23 protein-coding genes are annotated in these 24035 nt (G+C 44.4%); 4 read left to right on the top strand and 19 right to left on the bottom strand.

What is annotated here, in order from left to right; all coding sequences use genetic code 11:
• Positions 1 to 158 precede the first annotated feature (158 nt).
• Entirely contained in the window at positions 159 to 377 is a 219-nt protein-coding gene (locus ACFQ2I_RS01220) for a hypothetical protein (protein ID WP_377561631.1), read from the top strand.
• A gap of 84 nt (positions 378 to 461) precedes the next feature.
• Here the strand turns inward: ACFQ2I_RS01220 and ACFQ2I_RS01215 are convergent, their stop codons facing one another.
• Positions 462 to 1142, bottom strand: coding sequence for a uracil-DNA glycosylase (locus tag ACFQ2I_RS01215; protein ID WP_377561629.1), 681 nt, complete (start codon positions 1140 to 1142; stop codon positions 462 to 464).
• 276 nt (positions 1143 to 1418) lie between these two features.
• Here ACFQ2I_RS01215 and ACFQ2I_RS01210 point away from each other — a divergent pair, with 276 nt between their 5' ends.
• Complete coding sequence (locus tag ACFQ2I_RS01210; RefSeq protein WP_377561628.1) at positions 1419 to 2627, top strand: patatin-like phospholipase family protein; 1209 nt, start codon at positions 1419 to 1421, stop codon at positions 2625 to 2627.
• Positions 2628 to 2656: 29 nt separating this feature from the next.
• Here the strand turns inward: ACFQ2I_RS01210 and ACFQ2I_RS01205 are convergent, their stop codons facing one another.
• From ACFQ2I_RS01205 to ACFQ2I_RS01160, 10 genes are all read right to left on the bottom strand, one after another.
• Entirely contained in the window at positions 2657 to 3268 is a 612-nt protein-coding gene (locus tag ACFQ2I_RS01205) for a YdeI/OmpD-associated family protein (RefSeq protein ID WP_377561627.1), read from the bottom strand.
• Positions 3269 to 3503: 235 nt separating this feature from the next.
• The gene (locus tag ACFQ2I_RS01200; RefSeq protein WP_377561626.1) at positions 3504 to 3725 is read right to left on the bottom strand and encodes a hypothetical protein; all 222 of its coding nucleotides are present in this window, start codon (positions 3723 to 3725) and stop codon (positions 3504 to 3506) included.
• A gap of 149 nt (positions 3726 to 3874) precedes the next feature.
• Complete coding sequence (locus tag ACFQ2I_RS01195; protein WP_377561933.1) at positions 3875 to 4726, bottom strand: MurR/RpiR family transcriptional regulator; 852 nt, start codon at positions 4724 to 4726, stop codon at positions 3875 to 3877.
• A 72-nt stretch (positions 4727 to 4798) separates the two neighbouring features.
• Complete coding sequence (locus ACFQ2I_RS01190; protein ID WP_377561625.1) at positions 4799 to 5749, bottom strand: ROK family protein; 951 nt, start codon at positions 5747 to 5749, stop codon at positions 4799 to 4801.
• 90 nt (positions 5750 to 5839) lie between these two features.
• The gene (locus ACFQ2I_RS01185) at positions 5840 to 6529 is read right to left on the bottom strand and encodes an N-acetylmannosamine-6-phosphate 2-epimerase (protein WP_377561624.1); all 690 of its coding nucleotides are present in this window, start codon (positions 6527 to 6529) and stop codon (positions 5840 to 5842) included.
• 237 nt (positions 6530 to 6766) lie between these two features.
• Positions 6767 to 7528: an AAC(3) family N-acetyltransferase gene (locus tag ACFQ2I_RS01180; RefSeq protein ID WP_377561623.1), complete on the bottom strand. Its 762-nt coding sequence runs from the start codon at positions 7526 to 7528 to the stop codon at positions 6767 to 6769.
• Positions 7529 to 7635: 107 nt separating this feature from the next.
• Positions 7636 to 8319 (bottom strand): phosphoribosylaminoimidazolesuccinocarboxamide synthase, encoded by a 684-nt coding sequence (locus ACFQ2I_RS01175; RefSeq protein ID WP_377561622.1) that lies wholly within the window; start codon positions 8317 to 8319, stop codon positions 7636 to 7638.
• 228 nt (positions 8320 to 8547) lie between these two features.
• A complete protein-coding gene (locus ACFQ2I_RS01170; protein WP_377561621.1) occupies positions 8548 to 10272 on the bottom strand; it encodes a methyl-accepting chemotaxis protein in 1725 nt (574 codons plus the stop codon).
• A gap of 287 nt (positions 10273 to 10559) precedes the next feature.
• Complete coding sequence (locus ACFQ2I_RS01165) at positions 10560 to 10781, bottom strand: type II toxin-antitoxin system HicA family toxin (protein ID WP_377561620.1); 222 nt, start codon at positions 10779 to 10781, stop codon at positions 10560 to 10562.
• A complete protein-coding gene (locus ACFQ2I_RS01160; RefSeq protein ID WP_377561619.1) occupies positions 10774 to 11190 on the bottom strand; it encodes a hypothetical protein in 417 nt (138 codons plus the stop codon). The genes ACFQ2I_RS01165 and ACFQ2I_RS01160 overlap by 8 nt, the downstream gene beginning before the upstream one ends.
• A gap of 201 nt (positions 11191 to 11391) precedes the next feature.
• Between ACFQ2I_RS01160 and ACFQ2I_RS01155 the strand changes: the two genes are divergently transcribed.
• Entirely contained in the window at positions 11392 to 12693 is a 1302-nt protein-coding gene (locus ACFQ2I_RS01155; RefSeq protein WP_377561618.1) for an IS1380 family transposase, read from the top strand.
• Positions 12694 to 13124: 431 nt separating this feature from the next.
• Here ACFQ2I_RS01155 and ACFQ2I_RS23850 read toward each other — a convergent pair whose 3' ends face one another.
• Positions 13125 to 13325, bottom strand: coding sequence for a hypothetical protein (locus ACFQ2I_RS23850; RefSeq protein ID WP_449290076.1), 201 nt, complete (start codon positions 13323 to 13325; stop codon positions 13125 to 13127).
• A complete protein-coding gene (locus ACFQ2I_RS01145) occupies positions 13303 to 14349 on the bottom strand; it encodes a S8 family peptidase (protein WP_449290075.1) in 1047 nt (348 codons plus the stop codon). Before ACFQ2I_RS01145 ends, ACFQ2I_RS23850 begins: the two co-directional genes overlap by 23 nt.
• A 316-nt stretch (positions 14350 to 14665) precedes the next feature.
• Here ACFQ2I_RS01145 and ACFQ2I_RS01140 point away from each other — a divergent pair, with 316 nt between their 5' ends.
• A complete protein-coding gene (locus ACFQ2I_RS01140; RefSeq protein ID WP_377561616.1) occupies positions 14666 to 15394 on the top strand; it encodes a M48 family metallopeptidase in 729 nt (242 codons plus the stop codon).
• Here ACFQ2I_RS01140 and ACFQ2I_RS01135 read toward each other — a convergent pair whose 3' ends face one another.
• The 6 genes from ACFQ2I_RS01135 to ACFQ2I_RS01110 form a co-directional block, all read right to left on the bottom strand.
• A complete protein-coding gene (locus ACFQ2I_RS01135) occupies positions 15395 to 15874 on the bottom strand; it encodes a hypothetical protein (RefSeq protein WP_377561615.1) in 480 nt (159 codons plus the stop codon).
• Positions 15875 to 15884: 10 nt separating this feature from the next.
• On the bottom strand, positions 15885 to 18824 hold the full coding sequence (locus ACFQ2I_RS01130; protein ID WP_377561614.1) for a type I restriction endonuclease subunit R: 2940 nt from the start codon (positions 18822 to 18824) through the stop codon (positions 15885 to 15887).
• A complete protein-coding gene (locus ACFQ2I_RS01125; RefSeq protein ID WP_377561612.1) occupies positions 18821 to 20035 on the bottom strand; it encodes a restriction endonuclease subunit S in 1215 nt (404 codons plus the stop codon). The genes ACFQ2I_RS01130 and ACFQ2I_RS01125 overlap by 4 nt, the downstream gene beginning before the upstream one ends.
• Positions 20028 to 21515, bottom strand: coding sequence for a type I restriction-modification system subunit M (locus tag ACFQ2I_RS01120; protein ID WP_377561610.1), 1488 nt, complete (start codon positions 21513 to 21515; stop codon positions 20028 to 20030). The genes ACFQ2I_RS01125 and ACFQ2I_RS01120 overlap by 8 nt, the downstream gene beginning before the upstream one ends.
• 59 nt (positions 21516 to 21574) lie before the next feature.
• Positions 21575 to 23512, bottom strand: coding sequence for an ATP-binding protein (locus ACFQ2I_RS01115; protein ID WP_377561609.1), 1938 nt, complete (start codon positions 23510 to 23512; stop codon positions 21575 to 21577).
• A gap of 204 nt (positions 23513 to 23716) precedes the next feature.
• On the bottom strand, positions 23717 to 24007 hold the full coding sequence (locus tag ACFQ2I_RS01110; RefSeq protein WP_377561608.1) for a hypothetical protein: 291 nt from the start codon (positions 24005 to 24007) through the stop codon (positions 23717 to 23719).
• Positions 24008 to 24035: the final 28 nt, after the last annotated feature.

The following is a 24035-nucleotide window of genomic DNA, read 5'->3' as shown; positions in this document are numbered from 1 at the left end:
TGTTCGGCATAGGTCTACTTGTTCCTGCTATATCATTACCTTAATATATCCCTTGAATATAATAAGGTAATAACGAATGAACTCGTTTTGTACTTAGCAGCTCAACTTTTGTATAATAATGGGGTGATATTCAGAATAAATCTGGGGAGGACTACACAATGGATATGAAAGCGAAAATCGAAGAAGTTGTTACGAAAATCAAAGAGGATAAAGAATTTTCCTCCAAATTTATGAATGATCCTGTGTCGGCGATCGAATCCGTTATAGGGATCGACCTGCCTAACGATCAGATCAATGCACTGATCGATGGCGTGAAAGCGAAAATAACTGCGGATAAAGCAGGCGATATGCTCGGTTCGATCAAGAAGCTGTTCTAATTGGAACAATACATGTTGCAGGGCTACTTATGTGAAAGGGACCACCTCCTGTTTTTGTAACAGGAAGCAGTCCCTTTTTATAATTTAGCATGAACGATTGGGGATTTTCCAGTCAATTTCAGAAAGCCCCTGTTCCCTCAAAAATTGGTTCGTTTGCGAAAATGGCTTGCTGCCGAAAAATCCTCTGTACGCCGACAACGGACTAGGATGCGGAGAATGAATTAGCCTGTGCTTCGGGTTGGTAATCAACGCCGCTTTTTTCTGAGCATGACTCCCCCACAGCAGGAATACAACAGGCTGCTCTTTCCGATTAATTGTCTCGATAACTTTATCGGTAAACTGCTCCCAGCCTTTCGCTTTATGCGAGTTCGCTTCCTGCGATCTGACCGTGAGAACCGTGTTGAGCAATAGCACGCCTTGCTCCGCCCACTTCACCAAATTTCCATTATCCGGAATGGCGCAGCCCAGATCATCACGCAGTTCCTTGAACATATTAAGTAAGGATGGAGGCGTAGCGACTCCCTCATTCACTGAGAAGCTTAACCCGTGAGCTTGTCCCGGTCCATGATAAGGATCCTGCCCTAGAATAACTACTTTCGTATCGGCTAATGAAGTATAGTGCAGTGCGTTGAAGATATCGTTTTGATCGGGATATATGATCCCTGTCTCATATTCATGAAGAAGATACTGCCATAGCTTCAAATAATACGGCTTCTCAAACTCACACGCCAGCACGGATGCCCAGTCGTTCTTCAAGATGACCAATATATCATTCCCCTCTTGACCTTAAAATAAGACTCGACATAGACATAGTATAGCATAGTCTCAATAACTGATTTTAAGAGATCCTCGCTTTTGCACTTTGCGTTCAAAGTGATGGTGCAGTCTACAAAGGCAAATTTCCTGCGTCCAACGATACAGGGATAGAGGGATGTTCCGTGACAGGCTCAATTCTTATTCTAAACAAACGCAATCAATCTTGCCAGATTGGGAATAGACGGATATAATGTGCACATTCCGAACTGCGGAGGGGGACGTAGCATGACTGCGATGGAGACAATTGCGACCAAGCCGGGGCTTGGACTCGCCCTTGAAGGCGGCGGCGCCAAAGGCGCTTACCATATGGGCGTTGTGAAGGCTTATCTGGAAATGAAGTATACCTTTGATGCAGTAGTCGGCACCTCGATCGGCGCCATCAATGCTGCGGTTATTGCGCAAGGGGATTTCGAGAGCGGCTATCGGATGTGGGAGAGGCTGGACGCCCGTTCCATATTCGACCTGAACGATGAAGAATACTTGCTTATGCTGCACCGCAAGCTGGATACAAGCACCATGCGCCAATTGGTCGCACGTACGAGACAGCTGATCGCTAGCAGAGGCATTAACACGCTGAAGATGAAACAATTGATCGCATCTGTCGTCAACGAAGAAAAGCTGCGGAGTGCCGTAGCCGACTTCGGCTTGGTGACGGTATCCCTAACCGACCGATTACCGCACGAGCTGTATAAGGAAGATATTCCACAAGGACGCTTGGTGGATTATCTAATGGCTAGTGCCACCTTCCCGGGGTTCCAGCCTACTGTCATCGACAATAAAGCCTTCATCGACGGCGGTCTATACGACAACTGCCCCGTCAACATGCTGGCCCGCAAAGGCTATACGCATATAGTCGCGGTCAGAACACTCGGAATTGGGTTTACCCGCAAAGTCCAGTATCCTGAAGTTACAGTTACAACAATAGCCCCCTCCGAGCCGCTTAGCGGCATGATGAGTTTTAACCCTGCTTCCATTCTCCGCAGCTTGAATATGGGCTATTACGATGCTATGCGTCAACTCAAGAATCTGCAGGGGCGAACCTATTGCATTAACGTAGGCAGTCTGACTGAAGACATGTGCAAGGATATGCTGGAAGCTCTTCCGGACGATAAGGTTATCGCCATGGGCCGTATGCTTAACATAGGCGGAGGCATGTCTCCACGAGAACTGTGGAGCAAGGCTATCATGCCAAAACTGTCTGCCAGCATGCGGCTGCCGACTGACACTACGGCCATGACCTTCATTATCTCTCTGACAGAGAAGCTCGCCGCAGCCAAGGGAGTAAATAAATATGCCATTCATCCCTTTGATGAGTGGATGAATGCCGCCTTATCTGGACCACTACGACACACTTCCGGATTCGATTTCCACAAAGTGGAGCTATGCATGGCCGCTCAGCGGATATTGGAAGCGATCAAGCTCCCTGAGCGTTAATTAATCCCCTTAGCTTTGGAAGGCCTTCGTTAATTATCATTCAAACCTTTTCCGTCAAGGATTTGCGGCATCCACTTCTCCACCCTTGCCACTCGGGTTTTGGATTGCTTAGGTGAGGAAAAATGAAGAATATAAGCTCTTTGCCGCCCCGGCGTCAGCGCTTCAAAAGCTGATTGCAAAGCGGGGTTTTCATCCATTTTCGTTTGAAACTCTTCAGGGATGACGTATTCCTCGTGCTTCTTGAGATTCACTTTCACCCCGGACATCTCAACCTCAATGGCTTCTTCAATGTATGCTTTAATAATGGCTTCCTTCTCGATGATTTCTTGAAGATTAGTGAATCGTATTTGGCGCGCCGCCTGCACATTCTCCGTTTGTTGAATGAGAATGCCATGGGGGTCCTTTAACAAAGCGCCTTTGTGAAATAAGAGTGCGCAATAATCCTTGAATCCATGGATAAGCACAATATTTTTGCTATCTAGTGTGTAGCAAGGATGCATCCACTTTATATCTTCGGTCAGATCACAGCCAAGCGCAATCATTCGCAGCTCTTCGAATTCTTCTCTCCACTGCTTGGCCTTTCTCATAAAACCATCTACTTTCGGATTTTTGGCGCCACCTATCATTGCTATACCTCCCATTCACCGCTCTCCTTAGGAGAACGTACTCTACCATTATCATACTATCATTTTACCTCCACCACTAGTTTGCTATTCACATGAAATTCTTCAACAGTCCATCACAGAGCTATTGTAGCCGCCAAATGTAAAAAACCCGACCAGAGATCCGGCCGGGCTTTTCTTCATTGGTTTCTTGAATGAACGCATCAATCATGATGGCAATATTACCAGCAAAAAATCCATAACCCCATCATACCTAAGCTTGCTCGTACCATCGCAGCAACTCACGCACTTCTTCTTGCGGTGTCTTGCATGCATCTTTCATTTGTTTCTCTTTCATACATGCTGCATTGGCTTGCTTCTCTTTCATACAAGCGATCGTCATTTCTTCGGTCATACACTCATGCCCCCGGTCACAAGTATAACAGTGATGAAGAAGGAACTTCGTTAGTTTGTCGTCTTTGTATGTATTCATCATGAGTTTCACTCCTTAAGTATCTCTAGTTATACTTTCATTTTAATTCCTGTTCCCTGCTTTGTATGTGATTTTATTCACAATAGGAGGGGGCTTGAAGCGACCCATGCTAACATCTTTCACATAGGCGCCTGTATGCCTGGCCCGGTTCGTTAGTACAATTTACTCGAAGTGGCTTTCGCTGTCATTTCCCTGTATTTCAAAGCTTCATCCTTAGTTTTAAGCGCTACAGCTACGTTTAATATGTCAATAACAGCAAGCTGAGAAATTTTAGCTGCCAGCGAGCTTCCTTGAAGGGGATTTTCCCATGCTGCCATAATTAGAATAATATCGGCCACTTTCGTAATTGGCGAACGGGCATTGCTGGTAATAGCGATAATTTTGGCGCCAGTATGTTTAGCTCTTTCTAAATTTTCAATCGTATCTTTTGTACTGCCCGTTATAGAAATACCCACGGCAACATCGCCCTTCCCTATCAGCGACGCTTGCATCGCTTGGAAATGGGAGTCAGTATGAGCGCTGCTTGACTTACCGATTCTCATAAAGCTATGTGCCGCTTGTGTCGCAATAAGACCCGAAGTGCCGACCCCGAAAAAATAAATACCTGACGCCTCCACTAGTGTGTCTATCGCCTTGCTTAGTTGCTCTTCATGTATTAACTCTCTCGTCTGCTCCAATATTTGCATGTGTGTAGCAATTATTTTCTGGCTTAGCGCACCTGGAGCATCCTCTTCCGCCACTTCCTTGTGCAATTGCTCTGTCGGCATAACTAGATCCTGGGCAAGAGACAGCTTAAAGTCTTGAAAACCGGAATATTTTAGCTTCCGGCAAAAACGCAGCACTGACGTTTCGCCGACACCGACCTTTTCTGCAAGCTCTGTAACAGAATAATAAATGGTTTCATCGGCATGATCCAAAATATATTGCGCCACTTTTTGCTCTGTCTTCGTCAGTCCATTCATGTGACTGCGAATATTTAACATCGTTTTGCCCATTCCTTGCATTTGAGACAAGCGCAATCCCCTTTCGTTCCAGCGGTTTGATTACCGGGTTTATACTAAGTTCTATTATAACCTTTAACGAATGACGCTAGAATATAAAGGGGCGGCAGAACCGACAATACCGGCATCCTCTCCTAATAAGGCGGGCAAGATTTGGATCGGATTCTTCTCATCGTTGTATACACGCATTACACTTCTCTCAACAAAATGAAGAATGCGGTCAAACAGGAAATCCCCTTGGGCCGTCACAGCGCCGCCGATAACAATCCCATTCGGATTGAAAATATGAATGAAGTTGGATAGACCTGCAGCAATATACTCCGCATAGTTTTCTACCATCCGCAAAGCGAATTCATCCCCGTTTCTGGCTTTGGCGAAAACCACTTCAGCAGAAGGAAACTCTTCCAATCGATCGCCGGCCTGTTCATTGACCATTTTCATTAACGCGGTGACCGAAGCATATTGCTCCCAGCAGCCGCTTCGACCGCAATTGCAGCTACGCCCTCCGTACTTGATGACATGATGGCCGAACTCTCCGGCAAAACCTGAATGTCCGTGATAAGGCTGCCCTTCGTGTATGAAGCATCCGCCAATTCCGGTGCCCAATGTAATACAAACAAAATCTCGCCAGCCCTTGCCCGCTCCAACCCAAGCTTCGCCGTACGCCAATGCATTGGCATCATTGTCCAGCACAACAGGAAGATTGATCTGCTCTTGCAATCTGGACACGACTTGTATGCCAGCCCAGCCCGGTAGATTCGATGTTGCTCCAGCTACCGCTCCATTCTTCACATCAATTTGTCCCGCCGATCCGATGCCGACACCGATGCACTTGAAGCCCTTGGCTTCCGTAGACGAAATTAGTTCATTGCTGATCGCAACGATTCGCGCAAGCAGCGCTTCCCCACCCCGCTGCGCTTCTGTAGGCAAGGTGGCTCTTACTACAACTTCACCTTTATCATTGACCGCCCCCGCCTTAATATTGGTTCCGCCAATATCAATACCAATTGCAATCTTGCCGGACATCCGCATCACACCTTTCTGTCTAATTGCGACTCCAATTGGAAATAGCTTGCTTCAAGCGTTGAAAAAAACGCCCTCATATGAATCCAAACTTTATCGCGCAGTTGCAATCATGTCTACATATCGTTTGGCAATCTGGTGCGGTCTGGTAATTGCACCGCCTACTACAACTGCATAAGCTCCTTGCTGCAAGCAATGCAGCGCCTGCTCAGGAGATTGAATTCGGCCTTCTGCCAATACAGGAATTTTAACTCGCTTGCTCAGCTCTGTCACCAATTGAAAGTCTGGATCCTTTTGCTGAGGGCTATATGACGTATAGCCTGACAAAGTCGTAGAAAGAAGATCACAACCAAGCTGTTCTGCGGCAATCCCTTCTTCTACAGTGGAAATATCAGCCATAACAAGGGCCGAAGAGTTGGTTTTGATTTCATTTACAACATCTGCCAATGTTTCTCCCTGCGGCCTATTGCGCAAAGTCCCATCCAGCGCCACAATGTCGGCTCCTGCTGCTATGACAGCTCTCACCTCTGTAATAGTAGGTGTAATATAGACTTCCGAATCCGAGTATTCTCTTTTCCATAGACCAATTATGGGAAGCTTGACATGTTCTCTAATATCCCGAATATCTTGAGGCGTATTCGCTCGAATCCCTACTGCTCCACTTCGTTCAGCAGCTATTGCAAACCGCTTCATCAATCCTTCGCCGTAAAACTCCTCCTCCTCTGTTGCTTGGCATGATACGATCAATCCACCTTTAAGGGATAGAATAATGGGCTGGCGCATGCTTAACTCCTCCTAAGTAAAAATATAATGCTGGCGTCTATTTTTTATTATGGGGGATATAATCTCCTATAATAAAACTTAAAAACGGTTATTTCCTCCATTATAGTATTGTTATTGTTTATTGTAAATGAATGCGATTAGAATCGGGAAAACAATACTTACCGCGAAGAGCTAAGAACCATCTTTGACAGGATGTACTTCCAATCTACAATTAAAGAAGGAGCGAGCTACCCTATATTATTCAATTAAAGGCTCATTATCTGAGAACAAGTTGGGATTATGCCGCAGCATGTCTGTAAGGATCTCCGTCATTTGCACTGTATCGCATACCCACATCTCTGCATCGCCTAGCTGAGCACGATAGATTGCTCCCTGCTTCTCAAGCAGCTTCTCAACCTTCCAGAAATGTTCTGACCAGGATAATCCGTGGTGCCTGCGGGATGGCACCCTCATTTCTGTACCGTCTCCAAGAACAGTGTACAGCTCCTCATGACCCTCAGTCAGCCGACCTGGAATATCCGCCCACTCTTCGATGCCGTGGATAAATGTATTTCTCCGCAAGTCCACACCCACGAGCAATATGGTTGCCTTCCGATCCAGTAGCTTCCCCCACGCCGACTCCCGATGGCAGGGCGTATCAAATCGCTCATCACCTTCTGCGAACGCGGCTGCCTCCCGCCCCAATGCCGCTATCGAGTGGGTCGGATGGTAAGAACGATGAACACCGGGACGTTGACGAAATCGTTCAGGCAGAATTCCGACACATACGGGTGACGACTCTACGTAAAACTTAGGATTATCAGCGTTAATAGAAGACCAGGTATGCGTCGGCAACACGAGCAGCCCTTCTTGCATATAATCAGACAAAGCATCCAGAACGGTGTCTGCGCCCCCCTCCACCTCGCCAATGCTTTTCATGGACGAGTGCATGAGTAAAGTCCCTTTCCCATCAATTCCCGCGTTCTCAAGCTGGTGAATTAAGCTTTGTCTTGTATGCATCCCATTCCCTCCATCACATAATTAAAAACCTATTCGAGCAAAGTCTATGACTTATCGCTCGAATAGGTTGCTTTATTGTCTTAGTGCCTAGCCTTATTCCGCTTCCATCAGGACAACATTAATTTCTCCAGTTCCAGTGGCTCAATGTAGACACCATTCTTATAGGCTCTCATATTGCCCCCGGATATTTCATCGATGAGTACGACCGCATTGTCTTTTTTAACTCTGCCGAACTCCAATTTAATATCATACAGCTCAATTCCCTTGTCGCTTAGCTCGTCCTTCACTACTTGGCTAATTTGCTTCGTCAGCGTCTCAAGCGTATCATACTCATTAGCCGACAGTATACCTAGCATCTCAAGTGCTGACTTACTAATCGGCGGGTCCAGGCGGTCATCATCCTTTAGCGTCACTTCTACGAAAGCGTCCAGGCTCTGTCCCTCCTGTGCATACAAGCCATAGCGGCGCAAGAAGCTACCTACTGCTCGATAACGACATATCACCTCAAGTCCTTTGCCGAATACAGTAGCAGGCATAACCGTCATCGTCGCTTCTTCAATATTCGCATCAATGTAGTGAGTAGGAATTCCCGCAGCCTTTAATTTCTCAAAAAAGTGTTTGGTTAGGCTGAGACCCGCCCGACCCGCACCCTCCATCACCAATCCAACTGTGTTCGCACCAGGATCGAATACACCATTCTCACCCGTTACATCATCTTTAAACTTCAACTGATAATCGCCATTGTCCAATTCATAGACATCTTTTGTTTTTCCGGAGTAAATAAGCTTCATTCTTTTTAATCCTCTCTAACATAAATTAGATATTTCGAATATCCGTATTATAGCACATATGATTTATCTAATTCGTCAAAAGATCGATAAGTCGTCTTATCATCACACTAACTTCAGCACTTGTTGCTTGTCCTTTTGATTCAAACATTTGATTTTCTTATCCTTTTACAATCCCGAGCTGCCAGCACAAAGCCCAGCTCTCATGAGCTGGGCTTTCATAATGGTATGTTAAACGACTTTAAATTTACCGACTACCTTCCGAAGCTCTTTGGCCATTTGACCTAAGTTGGCAGAGGAAGTCGATATTTCTTCGCTCGACGCGTTTAACTCCTCAGCCGAGGCCGCAACGCTGTGCGTACCTTGAGCAAATTGCTGTACAATTTGAGCCATTTGTTCCATGGTGTTTACCGTTTCATAGGTTCGGGCATGCACTTGCTCTATAATTGCCGATACCTCTTGAGAATGCGACGAAACTTCAGTGATCGTATGGGAAATTTCATCGAAAGCGACACCCGATTGCCGTGCCTGGTTCAGTCCATCTCCAACAACCTGCTTCCCCTTATTCATGGCAAGCGCAGCTCGTTTGGATTCCGCTTGAACCTTAGCGATCAGCCCGCCAATTAATTCTGCCGATTTCATCGATTCTTCGGCTAACTTTCGCACCTCAGTGGCTACGACCGCAAATCCCCTGCCATGCTCTCCTGCCCGAACAGCCTCTATTGATGCATTCAGAGCTAAGATGTTGGTCTGGCTCGCTATCCGTGTAATAACCTCAACAATCTGGTGAATTTCCTTCGATTTCTCCTCTAAACCTTGCATCGCGCTGGCTGCATCCTCGACGATTTGTTGCGCCGAAGACATTCGTTCGATGGTCTGATCAGCCACTTGTATACCCAATGTTGCATGATTGCGAGCAGAAGAGGCGTATTGGGCCATTGCTTGTATGGCATGAGCCGCCTGATCCATCCCTCTCGACACTTCCTGAACCGCTTCGTTAGAACGCATAATGCCGGACATTTGTGTCTCAGATCCCATTGCAATCTGCTGAATGGCCAAGTTCGTCTGTTCTGTCGCTTGACTCATTTGTTCCGTGCTTGCATACAACTCCTGTGAAGAGTGCGCAACGAGCGATGAAGCCTCATTGACATGCGCTAGAACCGTCCTAAGCTCCGTGGACATCTGATAGGCAGACTCCAATAAAAGCCCCGTTTCATCCTTGTTCTTCGTCGGCTTCTGCTCAGAAGTCAGGTCTCCGCTGGCAATCGTCCGTAACAATCTCACAGAGCTCTGTATCCGTTTCATCATTGGATATGTAAATCCGTAAAACAAAAGTAACGCGATAACTATAATAATAGAGCCGCTCACAAATGTCTTGATCGTAATATCTTGCTGGATTTGGACAATACGCTCACTCGAGTCGGGAGCGCCCATATATAAAATACCAATAATTTTACCCTCAGCATCCTTGAGCGGCATATAGGCGGTTTGGTACGTATGCCCTACGACGTTCGCTTGTCCTAAGAAAAGCTGGCCTTCTTTAAGTACTTTTTCCGCAACGATTGTCGATACCTTTGTACCTATAGCCCGTTTCCCGTCCGCTAGAACATTTGTCGCTATCCTTGTATCGCCTAGAAATAGCGTGACCGTATTCCCGTTCGTTAGTGTGCCTAATTGATCTACAATATCATCATTATTATTAATCAGCATATCACCTTTATATAGATTTTCCCCATCTACACGCCATTCCCCTGGATACTTGAGATGAATGATCTCCATTCCCGTTTGCAAGTCCGATTTCGCCTTCTCCAGCGCTTCCCCCTGAATAATCGAGGTTATTCTTTTTTCTTGTTGAAGGTTCACTGTTGTGAAAGAAGCGATTAAAATAATAGTCACTAGCAAAAAAAGACGAGTACGGATAGAGCTCCGGGAGAATCTTTGCGCTAATCTTTTCATCGTTGTATCTCTCCAGTTAAGTTCGATTAGAATATTAGGTGTATCCTACCAATAGCGATTAGATGTTGTCAATGCTCGCCATGCTAATTATATATGTGATTGCCGAAGATTTTACTGATCCCCAGATTATAAGACACAAAAAACCATCCTCATGCGGATGGTTTTAATACTGGTGGAGACGAGGGGATTTGAACCCCTGTCCGAAGATCACGCCACACAGCTGCGCTTCGCGGTGGGTGTAGTCACAGTTTTGATGTCACCCAAGCGAACGCCCCGTTATCATAATCCTATTTTATTGAATTAAAGTATTCTTTATCTACACGCAACTGCTGTTTCAGTATGCGATTAAATAATCCTTTACCAATCTCACCAGTACCTTTGGATACTGCTGAGCGTAATACTTCCCCATTTGGTAAAGTCTTCTGATAAATTTTATCTCTACCCGTTTGCCTTATCATAACCCAACCATCGCGTCTTAAAAAGCTCTCTAGATCACTCCAGCTAGGCATGGAACATCCTAGAGACCGCATCAATATCATCTTCTAACAAGACACGCAAGACATATGGTGAATGTTTATGTCTATTGGGAGTATTGTAATATTGTGAATAATTATTCTCATAGTCTACTGCATATTCAACTAGTTGTCGTGCCAATTCACTCCTAAGTTCTTCGAGAGACTCGCCGTCAGCAACTATGTCCTCTATTTGTTCAATTGATCCAGCATATCTGCCATCTTCATCCTGATCATATTCAAATGTTAATTCATATACGGACAATAATTCCTTCAATTGCTGTTTAGAGAATGCCATAATAACATCCCTATTCCTCTTAATGGCTTGAGGCTTCTCTCTTACGATGGTATCAATAAACCCACCAAAATTGGCTCTTACGTCTGTTGCATTCAAAACCGTTTGCATGTTTATCCCCCCTCACCTCCATTGTACTAAATTATGTACATAATGTACACTATGTAGTGTACTCATAACTTAACGAAAATATTCTCTTTAAACCTGAATTACGAAAGTAACGTCTCATAAAAAATAAAAAAAGTGCCCTGATCTTTGGTAGAATAGTGTTTGTCGAGAACACATCACCCAAAAGAGAGGAGCACCTTTAAGGTGAAGTTTACCACAAGAATCGCTAATTTGAAAACGGAATTTTCTATGAGAAATGCTACAAATTTTGCAGGTGCCAAGGTTATTCTAGCATTCCTTGAAACAATTCATTTGAATCAAGGATTACAGACGCTTGGCTTAGCCAAAGCCGCAAACGCAGTTTTCCCTACTCACCACATTATCCAGTACCTTATCATTGGCTGGCTCCTGGGCTGCGAACGTATTTTTCACTTTCGATCACTTCAAGGCGATGCTTTAGTGAAGCATGCCCTAGGTGGCCGTTTGCCTCACCACACGTTGTTAAACAAGGAGTTGCTTCGGCTTGGCGGAGCACACGATCAACTGGCTCCAGCACTCCGAAAACTGAATGTAGATATCATTGCGCCAGCGTTACCGGACACGCTCATTCTCGATCTGGACTCCACCGTTGAGACTGTGTATGGCAATCAGCAAGGTGCGGAGGTTGGCGTCAATAGCCACAAGCGGGGACGAAAAAATTACCATCCCTTGCTCGTGTATGAAGGCCAGTCTAGGATGCTTGTCAACGCCGTACTCCGCTCTGGCAACACCGGCAGCTCGACAGATGTCCTTCCCTTTGTGAAAGAAACGCTGAACCTGCTCGATTCACGGAAGGTTCACTACATTCGGTTCGACAAGGGTTTCGGCGGAGAAGACTTTTATGACTTCTGGGAATCCCATCAAATCGGGTATGTCGGCAAATTAAAATGGACCGGTCGCCTTGCCCAGCAAGTACGTGAATGCAAACACTGGATACGCTTCGTTGATGAGGATTGGATCATCGAAGGGATTGTTCTGTGCTACAAAGCAAGCACTTGGAACAAGACACGGCGTGTGGCTGTTATTCGAAAGATGCAGTGTTACGCTGATGATCATCCACTGCTTGAGCTGGATACGTTCTGGCAATATGAAGCGATGGTCACAACAGAAAGCTGGGAAGCCATCGACGTATGGCGATTCTATAACCAACGCTGCTGCATGGAAAACTACATCAAAGAAGGAAAAAACGGTTTTGCAATCCACCGTATCGCAACACAATCCTTTGCTGCGAATGAGATGGATCTCTTGCTGAAGCTGATGGCTTACAATCTGTTCGAGCGCTTCAAGCTTCAATGTTGCGATCCGATTCATCGATCAATTACCATCCAGCGTTTTCGTCGGGAGTTTATCCATTGTGCTGGTGCGCTCGTTCGAAGCGGTCGCAAATTCACCTTGAAGTTGGCTGAATCATTCCAAAACCGATGGGCATGGCTTCAAATAGAACGGAAAAGTATTTTATTGGAATGATCGATAATTCCAAAATAAGTCTTGGAAACTCCGTTGCCCCTTCATGTGGGGAGGGGGAAGTTGTCTGCAATTTCTACAAAGAGTCTAAGCTTGTTAAAAAACCCCCGCCACAACTGGATGATATTTCCTATTCCGCTTTTAGGAGAAGCTTGTACTTATGCACTTTCGTAATTCAGGTTAAATACAAAAAAGACACCTGACACGGTGTCTCCTCTGATAGGTTTGGTGGAGGCGAGGGGATTTGAACCCCTGTCCGAAGATCACGCCACACGGCTTTCTACGGGTGTAGTCACGAATTTGATGTCACCTGAGCAGACGCTTCGTAACCAGCTTCCGTTCAGGTCAGCCTGATTGTCTTCTTCAGCACACCCCAGGCGGAGATGTGACGGCGTATCCCACTAAAGTTGGGCCCTCATCTAGGTAAGAAGGACTTAAACCAGTAACAATGAGCCTTTCCCACTCTCTTCAATTCCCGAAACAAACGGCAACTTAATTATGGAAGGAATAAGCTTTTCTTCAATCTCTAAGAAGACAACATCAATAAACTCATCAACATAAGTTATGCGTCCATACTTTTCGAGCAAATAAACCTTATCCATCTCGGTAATGTTAAGTATTATTTTCTTCCTCATAGCTAATTACCTCCAATAACTTAGAGAGGTTTAATTTCCCCGCTCCCTGCTTACTTGACCTTACGTTTAAGATCGGGTCACAGCTCATCATTAAATATTGTTTCACATTTTGGGTATCTTTAATCATGCTGACGTTAGCACCTACAATCCCAGCTACAATTGGGGCGGCAAACGAAGTACCGTGATAATCACTAGTTATCCCTTGATATTGTGTTATACCGTAGCCTGAAGTCAATAAATCTGGCTTGGTACTATTTGTATGCCCCTTACAACTAAAGGATGCCACATTATCACCAGCTCTATTCAAGGCACCCACGGAAATTGCTTTTTCAGAGCAAGCAGGACAATGAGTAAGGCCACCTGTGTTCCCTACAGCTGCTACAATTACATATCCTTGATCAACCATCTTATTTATAACTCTAGACAAGTTACATAGTCCTTGGCAATCTCTCTCAACACCAATTGACATATTGATAACTTTGACATCGTCAAGTGATCTAATCCATTTAAGAGCACGATAAACATACTCTTCGTCTATATCGTTATCATTAATAGAAACCTTAGCAGAATATATCTTTGCAACAGGAGCGTAGGTTTTTAAAAGGGTTATAACGATAGTTCCGTGACCAAGTGAATCCTCAGTTGTAACTGCCGATGTGAAATTTTCAGCAGCTTCTATAGATCCATTAGCCTCTGGAGTGTAACCTGAATCAATGACTGCGACTTTAACGCCCAGTCCATATCGACCTTGGTTAGTTAAAAGCGAAGTGTCAATAATAGGAGTCGGCACTGTCTTCATTTTATGAGACTGAGCTTTGGGGATATCCAACAGTGAGAATACAGCTATATCTTCAATTCCTTTAACAATACTGAGCGCCCTAATTTTGTTTATATCCTCAGTCTCTATTACCACAAAATCTTTGAGGAAATCATCCTCATAATTTATAGTTGCATTACTATCTAACAATTGTTGTTTAATAGACTCATCGTATTCCTCATGAAACATTACTGTGTACTTACTCATAGGTTCGTTCCCCTTTTGATTCTGTTATTTCTGGTAGCACAAAGAGGTCTGATGTCCTTCAAATTATACTAGATGGTAAGAAGTTATTCAATATAATTCATAGCGCATCACTTCTTAGCAAAAAACTATCGCACTAAGGTTTAACTGTCCCATCCGCTTCATATCAGATATTCTCTGAAAATTCGTTTATTCTCTTCAAACAAAGCACCATCTCACCTCGTTATACTGACCATGGTTTTTATTTTTTAGTATAATAGAGGAACCATAAGCAATTCTCTAAATAGACAGAAGACGATCAGCAGGAGGAATTTTCCCAATGCCTGAGTTTCAATACGGAAACACAACGATTGAATACACCTTAGAACACAACTCAGAAGCCAAGAACATTCTCATAACCGTAGACTGGATTGACGGTGTCAAAATTGTTTCTCCGCCTGCAATTGACTCATCTAGCTTACAAGACGTACTGCATAAGAAAGCTCCTTGGATCATGAGCAAATGGTATGAGTTTGAAGAGATTACAATGCCAGCGAAGCCCAAAGAATACGTCAGCGGCGAGAAGTTCCTCTATATCGGCAGATCCTACCGCCTTAAGGTTGAGAAGGAAAATGCGGACATCACCCCAACTCTAATGTTTCAACAGGGACGTTTCAAAGTCTCCATCTCTTCCAAGCTATCCAATGATGAGCTGCCAGCAATATTCCGTCCTCTTTTTATGAACTGGTACATGCAGCACGGACAAGTGAAGTTAAACGAGCGTCTGCAGCTATACGTTCCCAAGATGGGCGTGTCCCCTTCTAAACTGCAGCTTAAGGACCAGAAGATGCGTTGGGGTTCATGCGCCGCGGATAAGTCCATATACATCAACTGGCGCATCATGATGGCCCCAATGAAGGTCATTGATTACGTTCTGGTTCATGAGATGGGACATTTAAAATATCCTAACCACTCCGCAGACTTCTGGCAGTTTGTGCGTTCAATCTTACCTGATTACGATGAACGCAAAGAATGGCTTCGAATCCATGGCCCAACACTAACGTTGTGACTATCTTCTAAGCAACATTTGAACGCCTTTAACAATCGCATCTTTTTTCTTACCGTTTGATGCTAGATAGATACTACCACCAACTAAAACAAGAAGTGCTCCCCCGCCGAATGCTAACAATCTGGTATTAAAGGAGCGGTTATCTTGAGCTTCTAGTCGAGCCTCCTTTAAGATTTCTAATATAAGTTTATAGACATTATCCCTTTGTGTTTCAGTCAAATCTCTATCTAGTTCTTTCTCTAAAATGGCCATCGCCTGCTTGAGAAGATCCTGAACTTTTAATGTAGATTCTTTTTGTGATTCGCCAAATGCCTTTAATGCTTCTATTAGAGCTTTGGCGGATGGATTAACTGCATTGAGGTAATCCGTTATCATTTTCTCCGTAGCATCTTTGTCCCTAACAAAGGAATCGAACTTTGAACGAAGATCTTCAGATGAACTTTCCTTATGTCTGTTAAAGTTTTTTTGTGCCTCTGCCATTTCTTAAGCCTCACTTCCTATAGTGTACTTCCGCTAGTGCCATTAGCTTCTGAGTCAGCTCCTCCAACTGATCTTTTGGACATTTCGTTACGCGAAGCTGTTGCTTGATTTTCTTCCTCATCTCCCGCTTTACATCATCCTTGTAGGTCCATTCGACAACCGTTTGTTCCATAATCTTCTCAGTAATGATTAGCGTTAAGTCCCTCAATACTTCTTGATCACCCTCGGAAGCGAAATATTTCTCCAACATCTGGTAAAACGGATACTGCTCCCTTGTCAGGCCTTGGATTTGGCTCTTGTTAGCGGTATCCCTCATTCCTTCAATGATCCCTCGAAGCTGTTCAGCATACTCCACAATGTCCATCTGAAGCTGTTTACGGGCCTCGATGAGCTTCTCCAGCTTTTCTTTCAACGAAGTATAGTACACGGGGTTTTCTTGAATCTTGACCCTGATCTCGTGGCGAATCGCATGTTCCATCTCAGAAGCTTTTGCTTCGGGACTATTAAGCTCATTAACCTTTTTCTCAAACTTACTGGATAAGATGTCGATGGGATCGTGTAAAATCTCCACAGATGAAGCCCGCATATGCTCCGCAATTAGTTGCTTTACCTTCTCCCCACAGTCCGATATATCCATGCTCTCCTCACGATAACGAGACTTCGCAAGTTGACGAACTTTGCCCAGGAATTGAAGATCACTCACATAAGGCTGAGCTTTCGGATTAGGCATAATCATGTCCATGCTTGATGCAAACCGCTTGAATACCAACTCGAACTGTTGTCTAACATCCTCTGGCTCCAACACTTGGATACATGACTCCACATCCTCTTTGCGAATGTAGTCAAAGAACTTCATCGCAGCCCTATGCCGCGTCTGTAATCGCGGAATCTCGCTGTCCATGGGCATTAGAGCACCTTGGATATCCTGCTTAGAGAAAATTGCCAATGCCTTCTCTAAGAAGCGTGACACACCGAAGTAATCAACAATCAGTCCGTAATCCTTCTTCTCATAAGTTCGGTTCGTTCTGGCGATTGCTTGAAGCAGGTTATGCTCCTTCAGAGGTTTATCCAGGTACATAACCTGTTCTATTGGCGCATCAAAGCCCGTAAGCAGCTTATCGCAGACGATTATGAAAGCCAGCTTATCCTCGGACAAGGGTTTCTTAAAACGGGCAATGATGGCCTTCTCGTCATCTTTGCTGATGTGGTGCCTCTTAAGGTGCTCCTTGTCGTCTGTTCCTGATGAGAACACGACAGCTGATTCCAGATCACTTAACTCGTCCAGCTTCTCCTTGTACATGACGGCTGCCTCGCGTGTGACTGCAACAATTTGCGCTTTAAAGCCATTAGGCATGATATGGGTTTCATAATGTTTGATGATGTCGAGCACAATCTGCTCGATACGTTTGGGCGATGCTATAACCACTTCTTCCGTTGCGTACTTCTTCATGATCCGCTCTCGCGTATCTGCGTCATATTCACGGAACTTGCGATCAAACAGTTGATCGAGCGTTTCGCCCTCAACATGGAGTTGTGTCAATCTCGCTTCGTAAAATATCGGAACAGTTGCACCGTCATCCACCGCTTGTTCAATCGTGTATTTGTCGATATAAGGGCCAAATGTACGCGTTGTACTCTTATCTTCCTTATCGATTGGCGTTCCTGTAAAGCCCAAATAACAGGCATTCGGAAGCCCTGTGCGCATGTTCATTGCGAGGCCTTTATACTGCGAACGATGGCTCTCGTCGACCATGACGATGATATTCTCAGCATCGGAGAGCTCAGGGAACTTGTCTTCCTCGTTACTCGTTTGAAACTTCTGTACGAGAGTCATGACGGTTGAGCCTGGACCTTGCCTCAGCAGTTCCTTAAGCTGAGCGACACTTGAAGCCTGTTGCGGATTGGCAAAGCCACAGCGTCGGAACGTCTTCGTAATCTGATCATCCAAGTCTGATCGGTCGGTTACAATGACGATGCTAGGGTTTTTAAGAGCTTCGATGCGGCGCAGCTTAACAGCTAGATATAGCATCGTAAGAGATTTACCGCTGCCCTGCGTATGCCACACAACCCCACCACGTTCACGAGGAGACTTGGTCGTCATTAAGCGGTTAATCGTTTTATTGACCGCACGGAACTGCTGGTAACGGGAGAGCTTCTTGATCATACGACCATTCTCAGGCTCGAAGACGATGAAATTCTGGATGAGATCAAGCAAATTAGCTTTTGAGAGCATGCCCGCAACAAGTACATCTTGAGTCGTTGGGTGGTCACCTACTTCGGGTGACGTTAACGGATATGGATCTTTCCAATCTCCAAAATGCTTAAGCTGCGCACCTATGGTACCTGCTTTTGCTCGGTCGTTGCTAGTTGCGATCATGAACTGATTATAGTGGAATAGATGTTCACATTGATTCTGGTACCTTCTCAGTTGCTTGACAGCTTTGCCAATCTGTTCGTCTACGGCCACGATTGGACTCTTGCATTCGATGACGACAAGCGGTATCCCATTTACATAGACGAGCAGATCTGGACGAATGGTGCCTCTGGCATCGCTGATGCTGAACTGATCAACGATGAGGAATTCATTGCTAGACGGATAGTCAAAATCGACTATCTTGACCGTTTGGTTCTTCTTTCCTTTTCCCATATCCTGCAGGATATATGTATAGTTCACAAGTATGTTATGAAACGCTTCATTGGCTTCCATCGGGCTCGTTGCTTCTATGTAGGTGATGCTACGTACGATCTTGTTGAGGTTGGTTGCATTAATCCAAGGATTAAGACGCTTAAGCGCTCGGGTTAGACGATCATTAAGGATGACCGCACGAGTTGACTCCCGCTCCACATCTAAAGAAGGGCCATGAATATGCTCATAGCCCATTTCTTTGAGTTGCTCGATTAGTCTGTTCTCAACAAGATGCTTCTCGTTCCACTCGCTTGTTGAGGTCATGTGGTCACCGCCTCTGGATCGTCGACTTTGACTCGGACTTTTCCTGTTAGGAGGGATTGCATAAGCCCCTTTTTTAATTTTTCTAGATGCTGACGTTTGTTACTTTCCACACTTACCTTTTGATCGACTCTTGATAGCACTTCAACTATCGCAAGTTGTTCTTCTTTAGTTGGAATTGGTACTCTTATTTCTTGAACCTGTTTCAGACTCAATTGTGGATATGCTAATCCTGTTTTAATTAACCCATACATTTGCCTCATAGGCTCAGAGTTTAGGAAGTAATTAATGAATAAAGGATTTAGCGTATCATCAACAATTCGTATCCTGGCGATATGTTGATTAATATTTGCCTCTTTATGTTCACTATCAAATATACAAGTCTGACCCAGGTTGCCAGTTATCGTGATTAGAATATCACCATGTTTAACAATAGATCGCTTCATAGCTTGATGCGCTTCAGCTGAAATGAAACTTGATCCACTCAATGTTAATCCTGTGTCTTTAATGCATTCATTTCTTAAAAAGAGTATGCCTGCATCAGTCCAGTCAAAACCGTATGTTGTAGGCGTTGCTCCCTTTGTTATATGGTCTGAATAATCTCTCAGAGTGCCAATATCCCACTCTTCAGGAATCTCTCCAATCTCAGTCTGCTTGAACTTCGTATGTCTAATCCCCTTGGTAAGAAGTTGCTGCATGAGCCCCTTCTTGACCTTCTCCGTTTGTTCAATGATGGCTTCGGTTTTGGAGATGGCATTATCGACGGAGGTGAGGATATTAGCGATTTTGAGTTGTTCAGAAAAAGAAGGGATATTAACGGGAATTTTCTTACAGACGTTCTGGTTTAACTTTGGCTGTGCAGACCCAGTGATAAATGGTTCATAATCTAGGCTATTAAGATATTGAACGAGAAAATCAATATCTATTTCCGAACTAGGTCGAATAACATGTGCATGGTTATTAACCCAACTCTTCCCTTCTACTTTAAATGCCATTGGGAGAACCCTCGAACGTAAGTTTTCACCATCTTCGCCCAATAGTACTAACGATTCATTAAATAAATAACTGTCCACCCAGTCAACTATGCCTGTTGCCCCGTAATACGGTATATCACCTTTCATCTTTTCACGATCAGCTTTTTTAACAGGTTTACGTCGTCCATCTAAGAACTCACATATATCTCCGAGTTTAGATGTTGCCCACTCCTTATGCACCGTAGCCCAACTCCTTTAAGAAACCGAGCATCTTAGTTTCAATCGCATTTCTTTCTTCCTCCAGTCGACGTAACTCAGCCAACGCCTCCTCCACATCAATTAGCTCTTCTTCATCAGCCGAATCAATGTAGCGAGCGATGTTAAGGTTATAGTCGTTCTCACGGATCTCCTTAATATTGACCACTCGGCAATACTTCTCCTGATCTTCCCATTTGTCGTATGCCGATACAATCTTCTCTATATCCTGGTCACGCAGAAAGTTCTGATTCTTACCGTCTTGGTAGTCCCCAGCACCATTAATAATTTGAACTTGCCCCTTCCGCTCTGCTGCTTTGTTACGGTTTAGAATCATAATACAAGCTGGAATCCCCGTTCCATAAAAGAGGTTTGATGGAAGACCGATTACTGCTTCAATTAAGCCATCCTCTTCTTCTAGTAGTCCTTTGCGAATTGCCGCTTCCACACCGCCGCGGAACAGAATACCGTGCGGCATAACGACGCCAGCCTTACCTTCATGATTAAGCGTTGCTACCATGTGCTGTACGAATGCAAGGTCGCCTTTGTCCTTAGGCGGAATACCAAAACGGAAACGGCCAAGCGTATCCGCTTCTGCTTCTTCACGCCCCCAGTTACTTAAACTGAATGGAGGATTCGCGATTACACGGTCATACAGAATAAGCTCGCCATCTTCAAGCAGCTTAGGTTCACGGATCGTATCACCTTTTGCAATCCAATGGTCACTAAGTCCATGCAGAAGGAGGTTCATTTTACAAATTGCCCAAGTGTTGAGGTTGCGCTCTTGACCATGAAGGGTTAGATTGCGTGGATTGCCACCTTTGGACTTTATGTAATCGACAGATTGTATAAGCATACCGCCTGATCCGACCGTAGGATCGCAGACGCGCATGCCTTCTTCTGGCTTGATCAGCTTAACGATCAGTTCTACGACTTTGCTCGGCGTATAGAATTCTCCGCCCTTCTTCCCTGCATCGTCGGCGAACTGTTTGATGAGGTATTCATAAGCGCGGCCAAGCATGTCGGGCTCAGATAAGTTGCCGTTAGCGAGATCAATTGCCGAGAAGTGTTGAATCAGACGCTGCAGGAGCTTGTCTGGCAGCTTCTCTTTATCGTTGAAGTCGATGGTAGCAAGTACCCCTTGCAGCGATGCATTCTCTTCCTCAAGCGCTTCAAAAGCCTTATTGATCGCGTCTCCAATGTCTTGCGTCTGTGTCTGTATGTGATCCCAACGTGCACGTTCAGGTACGAAGAACTGATGCTCGTCGCGGTCGTACCAGCCGTAGTCGTCTCCTTCTTCCGTCTCGATGCGCTTAGCGGTTTCGACAAATACGTCATTCAGCCGCTTAAGAAACAGCATGCCGAAGATGTAATTTTTATAGTCTGAGGAATCAATGCTACCACGCAGAATATTGGCCGATTCCCATAAGTGCGATTCTAATTGTTGTAGAGTAAGTGTGCTCATAATGCCTCCAGATTTTCATTATCTGTAATTACTGCTTGGTCAAATACTACGATCCATCATTACGCAGATTCCGTGTCATCAAAAATATCGACTTGATGGGGTTCATCTAATACCTTTTGAACAATTGTTGCATCTGTATATCCTTTATACCGATCATTCAATTGATCCTTGAGCCGCATAAGACGTTGATTTGCAGTACTAACCAATTGCCCAAAGGTGCTTGCTTCAATGCGGCCCCTCTCTGGATTATCTCCAACTTTTCGAATACGTGTAATCTTTGAGTCGATTTCGTGACCAACGACATATGCGTTAATGAAAGGACTTCCGCTTAAATGCCCCGAATTGAGAAGATCCTCGACATAATGATTAGCCTGATCCATCTCATTTCGTCCAATTGCGAAGCCGCCACGCTTTAATTCAATAATGAGTATTCGCTTCATTTTCGACAGTGCACTATCATCATCAAACTCTTCAGAGCAAACGGCAGATAGTGTCGCATTCTCCAATATTATTATATCAGGACGATTCCGTGAATTATAAAATGATTCCTTATGCACTTTCTTTTGGAATAACTTATTCATCGCTGAAGCCAGCGAAACATTAGATGTATAATGCGGCGAATCAAACTCTGGTCCAAATAACCATCTGGCCTGTAGAACCAATGGATGTAAGGTCTTGAGTTCATCTGTAGAGGGATCTTTAGAAAATCTACCTAAAGCTTCAACAACAAGGAGACGTTTATCGATTTCATCTAGGACAACCAACGCATCTTTAACGCTCCAATCGTCTAGTAACCGATTTAATCCATCGACATCTTCATCAGATAACATAGAAAGCTTCTGGATTAAGCTCGCTCCACTTCTCGATTTTTCGAGTCGAATAACAGCCTGGACCGCAGCTGAAAGGTGCTCTTGATTAATGGTTGGTTGCTCTTCGGTCAATTGTTCAACGAATTGCGAGACTTCAACTCTGCCCAAAGTATGTAATTGAGAAAGCTCTGTCCGATGTTGATACAGTACTGCTTGTTGAGTCTCTTGGATTTTCTCTCTCATTGAGTGCTTATACAAAGACTCGATGTGCGAAGCAACAATTCGATAGACATCATCAATAATTGTCCATTTCTTGAAGGCAGACCAATCTGGCAAGACCGCATCGAATAAATCATCAGTCGTTACAACGATAGTATGGCGCTTCGCAAAATTGGTTCTTCCGTCAATCGAATAATCTCCTAGCGTCCAACTCGGCTCACCAACAAGTCTGTTACCCACCCAAAATGCAACTCCATGTTGACGAGCAGTTTTTGCTGTTTTCGATGAATCTATGACAATCAGCCTTAACTTTACATTCTCATCCACTATAATTTCTTTAGAATCGATCAGGCCCTTATGTTGCATCAGCTCAATTGAGGCTCCATTTACAGTGACTTGAAACCTTGGATCCTGCATAAATCTGGCCGATAGTAGTTCGCGTATAACCTCTGAATCAGGTAAATTCCGTTCAACTTTTGCTCTCAGAGTGGTTCCATGTTGATCCCCTTCAAATGACTCTTCATGCACGAGGGTAAAGGGTTGCTGCCCGCTCGATACCGACACGATAAACCTTGATCCTTGCCCATTTTCATGAACGGTCTCAACTATATATTCATCGGAGAAACAGAGCATTCCATGTCGTCCTACACCATTCCTGCCAAATGCCCGCCTATAACCGATCAAATTTTCTTGAGGAAAATTCACTGTATCTCCTTGGTGTTTCAAGCGATTATAACCAAGCGTCATCCATCTGAGCCTAAAATCTTCTGGAGTTAATCCCGTTCCATTATCTGAAACAACGAGTTCCCCAAAAAATTCATCAGGAATCGTTATGTTTACTTTAGAAGATCCAGCATCCCATGCATTAGCAACTAACTCGGTCAAAGCTATATCTGGTGAATTAGCGAGAGCCCCTAAAGTGCGCAACAAATAATCTTCTTCAAATAAAGAGCCATGTAAATAACTCAAAGCACCACCACTCTCGCTAAAATTTATTCTCACCTATTACTTGCGCATTATCATTAACAATTAAATTTCGACTTTGTATGACCTTTCTCCTGCCAACTGGAAATAAAAGAGCGCTTCTAAGAGCGCTCCTGGTTCCTACGAATCATATTCAAGTTAATACATATGCAATCAGTTGGACATTGATTGATTAAGGACACATATACTTCACCAGTAACGATCGATATGAATTCCTCGTTTTTTCAATTCGGCTAATCTGGCCTCATAAAGTGGGGATAGCTGGCTCCATACAAGTTCGGCAGTTACAACATCGTATTTCCACCAGCCGTGCCATTCCTCTATGGCATGATCGAGATCAGACCTATATCCATGGATTGAGGTATACTGTCTTGCCGTTAATCCAGTGAAATTTTCAATCTTAGCAATTAATCCCCATTCGCCGTATATTATCCTTTTCTCTTTGTGATCGATAATGATCCCAAAGTATTTCACTTGCATTTCCCGCCCACCTTCAATCCGCTAAAAT

Source organism: Paenibacillus chungangensis (genome assembly GCF_042675905.1).
Lineage (GTDB): Bacteria > Bacillota > Bacilli > Paenibacillales > Paenibacillaceae > Pristimantibacillus > Pristimantibacillus chungangensis.
The sequence above is the reverse complement of the archived record's forward strand: the minus strand, read 5'-3'. Positions and strand labels throughout refer to the sequence as shown.

Bases quoted from the DNA above. Each gene is read 5' to 3' on its own strand.
- ACFQ2I_RS01140 (WP_377561616.1), top strand. From the start codon at position 14,666: ATGCCTGAGTTTCAATACGGAAACACAACGATTGAATACACCTTAGAA.
- ACFQ2I_RS01210 (WP_377561628.1), top strand. From the start codon at position 1,419: ATGACTGCGATGGAGACAATTGCGACCAAGCCGGGGCTTGGACTCGCC.
- ACFQ2I_RS01145 (WP_449290075.1), bottom strand. From the start codon at position 14,349: ATGAGTAAGTACACAGTAATGTTTCATGAGGAATACGATGAGTCTATT.
- ACFQ2I_RS01185 (WP_377561624.1), bottom strand. From the start codon at position 6,529: ATGCGCCAGCCCATTATTCTATCCCTTAAAGGTGGATTGATCGTATCA.
- ACFQ2I_RS01135 (WP_377561615.1), bottom strand. From the start codon at position 15,874: ATGGCAGAGGCACAAAAAAACTTTAACAGACATAAGGAAAGTTCATCT.
- ACFQ2I_RS01130 (WP_377561614.1), bottom strand. From the start codon at position 18,824: ATGACCTCAACAAGCGAGTGGAACGAGAAGCATCTTGTTGAGAACAGA.
- ACFQ2I_RS01205 (WP_377561627.1), bottom strand. From the start codon at position 3,268: ATGGGAGGTATAGCAATGATAGGTGGCGCCAAAAATCCGAAAGTAGAT.
- ACFQ2I_RS01120 (WP_377561610.1), bottom strand. From the start codon at position 21,515: ATGAGCACACTTACTCTACAACAATTAGAATCGCACTTATGGGAATCG.
- ACFQ2I_RS01175 (WP_377561622.1), bottom strand. From the start codon at position 8,319: ATGAAGCTTATTTACTCCGGAAAAACAAAAGATGTCTATGAATTGGAC.
- ACFQ2I_RS23850 (WP_449290076.1), bottom strand. From the start codon at position 13,325: ATGAGGAAGAAAATAATACTTAACATTACCGAGATGGATAAGGTTTAT.
- ACFQ2I_RS01195 (WP_377561933.1), bottom strand. From the start codon at position 4,726: ATGCAAGGAATGGGCAAAACGATGTTAAATATTCGCAGTCACATGAAT.
- ACFQ2I_RS01190 (WP_377561625.1), bottom strand. From the start codon at position 5,749: ATGTCCGGCAAGATTGCAATTGGTATTGATATTGGCGGAACCAATATT.
- ACFQ2I_RS01165 (WP_377561620.1), bottom strand. From the start codon at position 10,781: ATGCCTAGCTGGAGTGATCTAGAGAGCTTTTTAAGACGCGATGGTTGG.
- ACFQ2I_RS01180 (WP_377561623.1), bottom strand. From the start codon at position 7,528: ATGCATACAAGACAAAGCTTAATTCACCAGCTTGAGAACGCGGGAATT.
- ACFQ2I_RS01220 (WP_377561631.1), top strand. From the start codon at position 159: ATGGATATGAAAGCGAAAATCGAAGAAGTTGTTACGAAAATCAAAGAG.
- ACFQ2I_RS01200 (WP_377561626.1), bottom strand. From the start codon at position 3,725: ATGATGAATACATACAAAGACGACAAACTAACGAAGTTCCTTCTTCAT.
- ACFQ2I_RS01110 (WP_377561608.1), bottom strand. From the start codon at position 24,007: ATGCAAGTGAAATACTTTGGGATCATTATCGATCACAAAGAGAAAAGG.
- ACFQ2I_RS01170 (WP_377561621.1), bottom strand. From the start codon at position 10,272: ATGAAAAGATTAGCGCAAAGATTCTCCCGGAGCTCTATCCGTACTCGT.
- ACFQ2I_RS01160 (WP_377561619.1), bottom strand. From the start codon at position 11,190: ATGCAAACGGTTTTGAATGCAACAGACGTAAGAGCCAATTTTGGTGGG.